We start from the raw sequence: 8,071 nt of genomic DNA, 5'->3' as shown, positions 1-8,071 counted from the left end.
TCGCTACGAGTGAATGGCTAGTTCTTTCTCGACGGGAATCCCACCCGCTATATGATACGACCTATGCTCGGCCGCACAACTGCCCCGTTAGCTGAACAAGCAAAAAGACCGCCGCAGCGATCTCATCTTTAACTATTGCTCCCAGTTAATTGAACAATCATCACAAAGTGATAAGTAAAAAAAACCAAATTATGTTAAAATGTTCATATAAAATTCTGGGGGTTTTTATATGTCACTTTTAATTTTTGTCATTTTACTAATCTTGATTGGTATTTTCCTTATTAACCGAAATAACAAACTTCCGCACCCAGAAATTACATTTTTAATCGTGTTTTCAATAATGTGTTTGATCTACGCAGTGCCATATATATTTATGTTGATTTCAAGTACATATTAAAAGGTACTTGAAAGTAAATTAATTATCCTTCTTGTTAAACTATCCTGCCCCGTTAGCACAATAAGAAAAAGGCTGCCGCAGCAACCTATTCTTAAACTCAAGCACCCGTTAGTTCAACAAGAAGGATGGATTTTAATAATAAAACATTCTTTAATTAAATAAAGTTAGTTTTAAATTTGGTTAATCAAAAATAAAAAGCCCCAAATAGAGACTTTTGTAATAGTAAATTATCATTATTTATCGTTGTTGTAGTATGGAGGAATATTGATCCAACCTTTTTCTTCCATGAGTGTCTTTAATGTTAATGAAAAAGTTACTTTCATCATTTGGTACTTTGCAAACATGTATCCAACATCAGTTCTTACAGATTCTGTTAATCCTCTCACAGCAGCATTTATTCCTACTACTAAATTGTAAGCTAAAAAATTTGCTATCTCCTCGTCAGTCATTTTTGCTCCATCTGGAATATTCCGATAATCTCCTACAGATTTTTCAGGTGTTGAATTCGGTTGTGGTATCCCCTCCTTTTTTAAGAACTCTTCCAATTCGGTTATCATTGGTTTATGAACGTTATTAATCACATCATTCAATTTGTCCTTTAATTCTTTATCTTGAACAATGTTATATGATATTTGGTCACCTCGTAATGATTGTTGAACACCTGTAAGGTAGAACCACAGATTCATTACTTCACCTACGTGAAGAGGTTTCTTTTCACCATCCATAAAAGGTATAAAAACATCCTTTAACACTTCTAAAGGGTTCATCATATCTCTCCATTCATATACTAATGTTTATAGTTTTATTAAAGTTCGTTAACTAACCTGCATCGTTAGTCGAATAAAGAAAACGATACTCTCTTATTTAAGAATCGCACGCGTTAGTAAAATAATGGTTATCTTTTATTTCTATTTTATCCATTACTTTTTCTATTATTCATTTACTTCTTTTGCAATAATTCGTTCCACTAATAATTGATAAAAATAAATAATAATTGCTGTCACAACTGACAAAATAAAGAAATGTTTTGGTCGCATTTTCTTAAACTTAAATACCCATACCTTAGTAAAGAATTTCTTAAGAACTTATCTTTTAGTTTTGCTTCTTAATTGTTTTATCAGTTCAATTACCACAAAAACAAATATAATTGCTCCAAATGTACCGTATACATATCTGTGGTCTGTAAAATTCAATATTGATATAATCAAAGATAAAATTGCTGAAATCATTAACCTTATTCGACCCATACTATTACCTCTTTTGTACACTATTTGTTAAACATTTTCCATTAAGGCCTTGATTTTTGGGCGGTCCGCTTTCGTCCCTGTGAACTCTTTTCCTAATAAATAACTTCGCAACCTTCATTCTTTAACACCATGGGGCACCCATTAAATAATTGAGATAACCTATACCCACTTTCTTTAGCTATCACTCCTCCAAAACAAAGGAAAATAGGCATAAATCACGCTTTTCAAATGTAATAACTGTCCTTTAACTCATCTGTTTTGTATTTTTGAATGTCGATATAGGTAGAGTAAACACCACCAAGGGTACCAGCAATCAGTGTGAAGATACTGAATATAATCTTCCAAAGTGGTAGTTCTGAACCTTGAAGGAAGGTTATTGCTATACTAAAGCCAGCTAAAAATATCAGGACCGTTGCAAATATAGACGCCACTATTAACCTCCCTTTCGGTGCACATCTAGCTGCAACATAAATAGAAAAACCTGTAGCACATATGTCCAAATAAGCCCTATAAATCATAAAGTTAAAAAATGATCCTTCATCATAACCGCCAAAAGCATAGTTCAGACTGAGAGTCTGCACCAACATTGCCAATGCATAGCTAATAAGAAAGGCAGGCAGGATTGCTATCCACCTTAGAAACGGATGCCACTTAGCCCTTCTTAGAAGAAGAGCTAAGGTAATCATTCAAAAGCAAAAGTTATTTAAGTTAGTTTATGTTTTTCGAAAATATCAATATACTTGGATATTAGGTTTGGAGTTATCGATAGGATGTACTATCAATTCCTCTTCTATTATAACGGGATATTTTTTAGCGAACGCTTTGGCAGCGATATAGTAAAAAACAAAAGCTAATGCAGTGGAAACAAAGAAGCTGTACTCTAGGAAAAAGAAGAATCCAATTGCCGTAGCAACTACATAAACAATCAAAGCTGCAGGATTATATCCTTTGAAATACTTGTACTTTCCATTGGATTTAAATAGATCATCAAGACTTAACTGTCTTTTTCTAAATAAATAATAATCTATTCCAATGATTGCAAGTGCTGGCCCTGCTGTAGTACTAAATAGGGATAAAATCAAATCCAATTTATCCATATAATTCCAAGGTTGAATGATACAAGCAATAATCGCAACACAGACAGTAGCTACCTTAAAACTAAGTTTTTTAGGCATCAGACTACAAGCTACATACGCGGAAGGCAGTAAATTAGCAGCTGTATTAGTAGACGCTTGTGCGACAACAATAAATAATTGAATGACTATCGCTAGAATAATTGATCTTTCTTGAATTAGTTCTGATATCACAACTAAAGGATCCATACGTCCAGAAAGAACTATTGTAATATTTCCCAAAATGGTGAAAAACACAAGAAACGGAACTATACCTATAAAGCTAGCAATGGAATATAGTTTATTATTTTTTACCCAACTTTTAGAAGTTCCTCCAACTTTACAGTCTTTCGTGATGTCGTTCATTCCCATCGCCACGCTTGAGAAAAGCCCCACAACTACTGCAAATCCAAAGATCCAGGACTTACTTGTTCCTCCTGTTCTTCCCATACTTAATGTATCGGTTAATGACAAATTATATGCAGACAAAATGACGTACATCATATATACACCGACAACAGCTAATAAAGGGGCAATTATGGTACTAAATCTTTCGATACCCTTTACTCCTTTTATAGTAACTGCAACCAGTGCTATTACATTTATAGCAAGACATACAAAAATATTATCGAATTCTATTATTATTTTAAAAATCTCATTAATCGCAATAGCACCAATATAGGCATTTAGGGCAAAGAATATCAAACTGGGTAGAGTGCGTATAACACCTACAATTTTACCGCCTTTATAACCAAAAGGAGCTACTATGGAGGCCGCAAAACTTATCCCGTACTTTAAACCAATATCTTGGGCAACAAAGCAGCAAAGGGCTAATATAGTTGAGCCAATCGTGTAAATCCAAAGCAACTCTCCAATTGTAAAATAATTAGTCATTTGTGAAAATGCTGCAAAACCAGTAATTTGCACGGCCATACCAAACCAAATAACTCCCAGACCTCTTGCAGTTACACTTCTGTCTTTAAGATCTACAGGAGCCAATGCTGGACTATACAAATCATGTTCAGAAGAACCTATATTATTGGTCATAGACACCATCCTATTATTTGAATTTTCAAACTATTAAATGCGTTTTGGGACAATATAAACAAATTTAGAGATTCTTTATAAACTTTGGCAGCTATTTTTGTGAAATTGATTATTTATTTATAAATTTGCTTTGAAACTCTTTCCTAATCATTTCAATATAGTTCATTTTTCTAGGAGGTATAATAACATTTACATAATTTCTTGCATATTCAAAATCCTCTTTACGAATACTATCAGTTCCCCGATTTTCCAGTGAAGTGATACTTCGGTAGCGTCAGAAAAAGTAATTTTCTAACGCTACCTTTTTTAAATTTGAAAGTCAATCTCTTCAGCATTTTCTCCAATGTAAACTCTTGGATTATTAGGTTCTAACCTCGCTATAACTTTCCCATTCCGTATTGAATAAGAAGGCTTAACTTGTTTACGAATAACATCAAATTCATTATTTGCAGGAAGAATAATTAAATTCCCAGGTTTACCTACTTCTAATCCATACTTATCAGTGATATGGAGTGTTTTTGCTCCATTACTGGTAACTAAATCAAAAGAATTAATTAATTCTTGGTAGCCTGTCAAATGACATACGTGAACCCCCATGTGTAAAATCTCTAGCATATTACCTACACCAAGTGGATAAAAGGGATCCATAATATCATCGTTTCCAAAACTTACATTTAGTCCAGCTTCAAGAAGTTCCTTTACACGTGTGACCCCTCTACGTTTTGGATATGTGTCGTAACGCCCCTGAAGATGAATATTAATTGAAGGATTTGCAACAAAGTTTATGTTTGCCCTCTTCAATAAACCAAAAAGTTTAAACGCGTAAGCATTATTATATGAAGCCATTGCGGTTGTATGACTGGCTGTAACTAATTCCCCCATATCATATCTTGAAGCCTGCGCTGCGACTACTTCTACCCCTCGTGATTGATCATCATCAGTTTCATCGCAATGCACATCTACAAGCACTCCGTATTTTTCTGCTAACTTAAATATTTCCTTAATTGAATCAACTGCATCTTCCCTTGTATCCTCAAAGTGAGGTATGGCACCTATTCCATCTGCCCCCATTACTAGGGCTTCTTCTAGTAATTCCAATCCATTTTTAAAATTAAAAATTCCATGCTGGGGAAAGGCGATTATCTGAACATCTATATATGGTGCGAATTGTTCCTTCACCTCTAACATTGCCCTTAGTGATGTTAATCCAGGCTCATCTGTATTAACATGTGTTCTTACAAATTGCGTTCCATTTGCAATGTTCCACTTTAAGACTTTTGAAGCCCTGGATTTAACGTCTTCAAAAGTTATGTCCTTTTTTCGTTCATTCCATATATCTATCCCCTCAAATAAGGTACCGGTTAAATTATATTTTGGATCCCCATAAGTACCAACGTAGTCTAGGTGTGTATGGGAATCAATATATGGAGGCATTACTAAACCTCCTCTACCATCTATTATCTCCTCACCTTCGTTAGAATCTATGTTTCTTTCAATTTTTTCAATCTTTCCATTCCGTATTGCTATATCCCATAATCCATCTTTTTTACGAATAGTTACATTCTTAATTAACATTCGAAACAATCCTCCTAGCAAACTATAAGTTAGCATATGATAATGGAACAAACCTGCTTATTAGACAGTATTATCCATTTTTAATATGATTTCTAAAGTAGGTTACCAACAAATTTGAGTATTTAGTGAACTCAGGACGATTCTGAGTCATCTAGGGCGGTGTTGCATTCCCTTCTGAATGGTGTATAATTACACGAAAGTCGGAAATCCCTATGAATATAAATAAAGTATTCATTACATATACTATAACAATCGCAAGGAGTATTCTGTTAAGAGAAGGAATTCCCATTTGGTATTTAAGGGTAAACTTCATTTCATTATCAGCTGCTTCTTTAATCTCTGGCCACGTTAAGTTTGCCATAATCCGTGTTCTTATTTCTGTTTAACCTCTTTAAATACTATATTGCTGTACCTCCATTAGGACTGATTATTTGCCCAACCATGAATGTTCCACCAGGCCCTGCCAAGAATTCAATGACCGATGCAATTTCATCCGGCTGTCCAAAACGTTTTAAAGGAATCTGTTCCCTAGTCTCATCATTGTATTCAATTGTGTCCTTAATAAGCATGTCCGTTTCTATTGGTCCGGGTGCAACTGAATTTACAAGTATGCCGATAGGAGCATATTCTTTAGCTAAAGCTTTGGTTAAAGCAATGATTGCGCCTTTAGAAGCACAATAAGATGCATATGTTGGAAATCCAATTAACCCTAGCTCAGAGCTAACATTAATGATCCTCCCACTTTTCCGCTCAATCATACCGGGTAATGTAGTACTAATACATGACCAAGTACCCCCTACATTCGTATCAAACATTCTTTGCCATTCATGCCATTCAATGGTATGAGCATCTTTTGATTGAAGAATGCCAGCATTATTTATTAATACATCTATTCTTCCGTAATATTCCTCAGTTTTTTTAATAAAGTTTATAGCTTCCTCATGTACACTCAAATCTGCTTGAAGAATTATTGCGTCTCCACCATTGTCCTTTGCGATTTTTGCTACCTCAGCTAATTCATCATCTGATGAGTGGAAATTGAGTGAGAGCAAATCTCCACTTAGGGCAAATCTTTTGGCAGTCGCTAATCCTATACCTCTTCCTGCACCAGTAATAACCACAACTCTCTTAGACATTATATTACTCCTTTCGTTTTAGAAATTTCATTGTTATCTTTATTAGTGTTCATGTTAATCTTTGAAAAGAAAAAATAAGATATTAAGGCTAATATAGCTAGAACTAACTCCCCTACCAGATACTGAGTCTCTTGCGTCATAATTGCAAAACCAGTAAAAAGAACAACAATAAGACTTGGTATTGGCCACAATGGCATTTTATATGGCCTTTCTGCATGCTTATTATTAATTCTACTCATAATTCCAGATATTCCGATAAAGAAATAAACTACTGATATTACTGTTCCAGAAAAAATAATAAGCCAATTAAGTTGTGAAACAAAAAGTAAAACTGTAGTGGGAACAAACAATACCATAACTCCAGCTGCTGGCACACTATGCTTATTTAATTTTGATAATAATTTATTAATGCTAGGTGTCCAGACTTTATCACGGCCTGTCGAATAGAGAACTCGGCTGAAGTACATAAAGAGAGATAATGCAGCATTAAATAGTGCAAAGATTACTCCAATAGTGATCAAAGCTCCAATCTGATTTCCAAAGGCTTGTTTTACCGAGTAAACGATCGGGGAATCTGAACCAAAGAATTCCACTAAATTTGGAGCTGCAATAACACCTGCAATGAGTGGCACTAATATAAAAACTGATGCTAACACTGCAGCCTTAATTACTGTGTTTGCAAGAACCTTTGGACCACCCTTTAGTTCTTCTGCAAACCCTAACACTGCATCATAACCGTTAATAACACCAAAAGCTGGCGCTAAAGTAGTTATCATAACTCCTAAAGTAACAGGGACAAGGACACCATCCTTTAACATAGTGGGATTGAATGTAATATCCATAAATGCCTGATGTGGATTAACAAAGGCAGCCCCTACCACAGCAAGCAACACACCTACCTGTATAATAACCATGCCAACTGTTACCCAGGCACCCATTTCAACACTCATAATTGCAATAATCATTACTAGAGTCAAAGCAATAAGCGCTATTATCTGGCTAGAAATCTGTAAACCTGGAAACAAATCTTTTAGAAATTCAGCGACCCCTAGTACAAAACTTGCTGGCAAAACAACTCCCTGAATAAGGAGGTTAAACATCGCAATCCAAGAAAGAGGTTTGGGAAGTGCATTACTGACTAAGGAGTACATTCCTCCACTAAAAGGGTACAAAGAGGACAGTTCTGCAAGAGTCAATGCAATCATTATTACAACCACAGATAAGATTATGGATGAACCGATTGCAGCTGTCCCACCGATTGAAAATACTCCTGTAGTTAATAGAAGTACGGCCATTGCAGGAGATGCATCGGCCATTGACAAACCAAGGACGTGCCAACTACTGAGATTTTTCTTAAAGGTGTTGTTGTGCACATTATCGCAATTCTCTATATTATGACCTGCCATACTTATCCCCCTTAAAATAATTGTTTGATAACTTTATGAACAAAACTACTATCTTTAAATTCCCAATATTAATTTTAACTTTTAATTACAGCTCTACACCAAAATTAGTGCTAGATGGTCTGTTTAGAAAACGGTTTCAATTACACATAAC

General features: G+C 34.9%; 6 protein-coding genes. All 6 read right to left on the bottom strand.

Annotated elements, in window-relative coordinates:
- Window positions 1-630 precede the first annotated feature (630 nt).
- A complete protein-coding gene (locus TR08_RS15170) occupies window positions 631-1,164 on the bottom strand; it encodes a DUF3231 family protein (RefSeq protein WP_045519452.1) in 534 nt (177 codons plus the stop codon).
- A 704-nt stretch (window positions 1,165-1,868) separates the two neighbouring features.
- Window positions 1,869-2,075: a hypothetical protein gene (locus TR08_RS15165; protein WP_045519451.1), complete on the bottom strand. Its 207-nt coding sequence runs from the start codon at window positions 2,073-2,075 to the stop codon at window positions 1,869-1,871.
- A 300-nt stretch (window positions 2,076-2,375) separates the two neighbouring features.
- The gene (locus TR08_RS15160; RefSeq protein ID WP_045519449.1) at window positions 2,376-3,803 is read right to left on the bottom strand and encodes a cytosine permease; all 1,428 of its coding nucleotides are present in this window, start codon (window positions 3,801-3,803) and stop codon (window positions 2,376-2,378) included.
- Between the two features lie 306 nt (window positions 3,804-4,109).
- Complete coding sequence (gene codA, locus TR08_RS15155; RefSeq protein WP_045519448.1) at window positions 4,110-5,378, bottom strand: cytosine deaminase; 1,269 nt, start codon at window positions 5,376-5,378, stop codon at window positions 4,110-4,112.
- A 398-nt stretch (window positions 5,379-5,776) separates the two neighbouring features.
- The gene (locus TR08_RS15145; protein ID WP_045519444.1) at window positions 5,777-6,514 is read right to left on the bottom strand and encodes an SDR family NAD(P)-dependent oxidoreductase; all 738 of its coding nucleotides are present in this window, start codon (window positions 6,512-6,514) and stop codon (window positions 5,777-5,779) included.
- Window positions 6,514-7,920, bottom strand: a complete 1,407-nt coding sequence (locus TR08_RS15140) for an APC family permease (RefSeq protein WP_045519442.1) — start codon at window positions 7,918-7,920, stop codon at window positions 6,514-6,516. The genes TR08_RS15145 and TR08_RS15140 overlap by 1 nt, the downstream gene beginning before the upstream one ends.
- Window positions 7,921-8,071 lie beyond the last annotated feature (151 nt).

Source organism: Neobacillus niacini (genome assembly GCF_000759675.1).
Taxonomy (GTDB): domain Bacteria; phylum Bacillota; class Bacilli; order Bacillales; family Cytobacillaceae; genus Neobacillus; species Neobacillus niacini_A.
The sequence above is the reverse complement of the archived record's forward strand: the minus strand, read 5'-3'. Positions and strand labels throughout refer to the sequence as shown.

Excerpts from the sequence above, each read along its gene's own strand:
- TR08_RS15170 (WP_045519452.1), bottom strand. The coding sequence starts at position 1,164 with ATGAACCCTTTAGAAGTGTTAAAGGATGTTTTTATACCTTTTATGGAT.
- TR08_RS15160 (WP_045519449.1), bottom strand. The coding sequence starts at position 3,803 with ATGACCAATAATATAGGTTCTTCTGAACATGATTTGTATAGTCCAGCA.
- codA (WP_045519448.1), bottom strand. The coding sequence starts at position 5,378 with ATGTTAATTAAGAATGTAACTATTCGTAAAAAAGATGGATTATGGGAT.
- TR08_RS15145 (WP_045519444.1), bottom strand. The coding sequence starts at position 6,514 with ATGTCTAAGAGAGTTGTGGTTATTACTGGTGCAGGAAGAGGTATAGGA.
- TR08_RS15140 (WP_045519442.1), bottom strand. The coding sequence starts at position 7,920 with ATGGCAGGTCATAATATAGAGAATTGCGATAATGTGCACAACAACACC.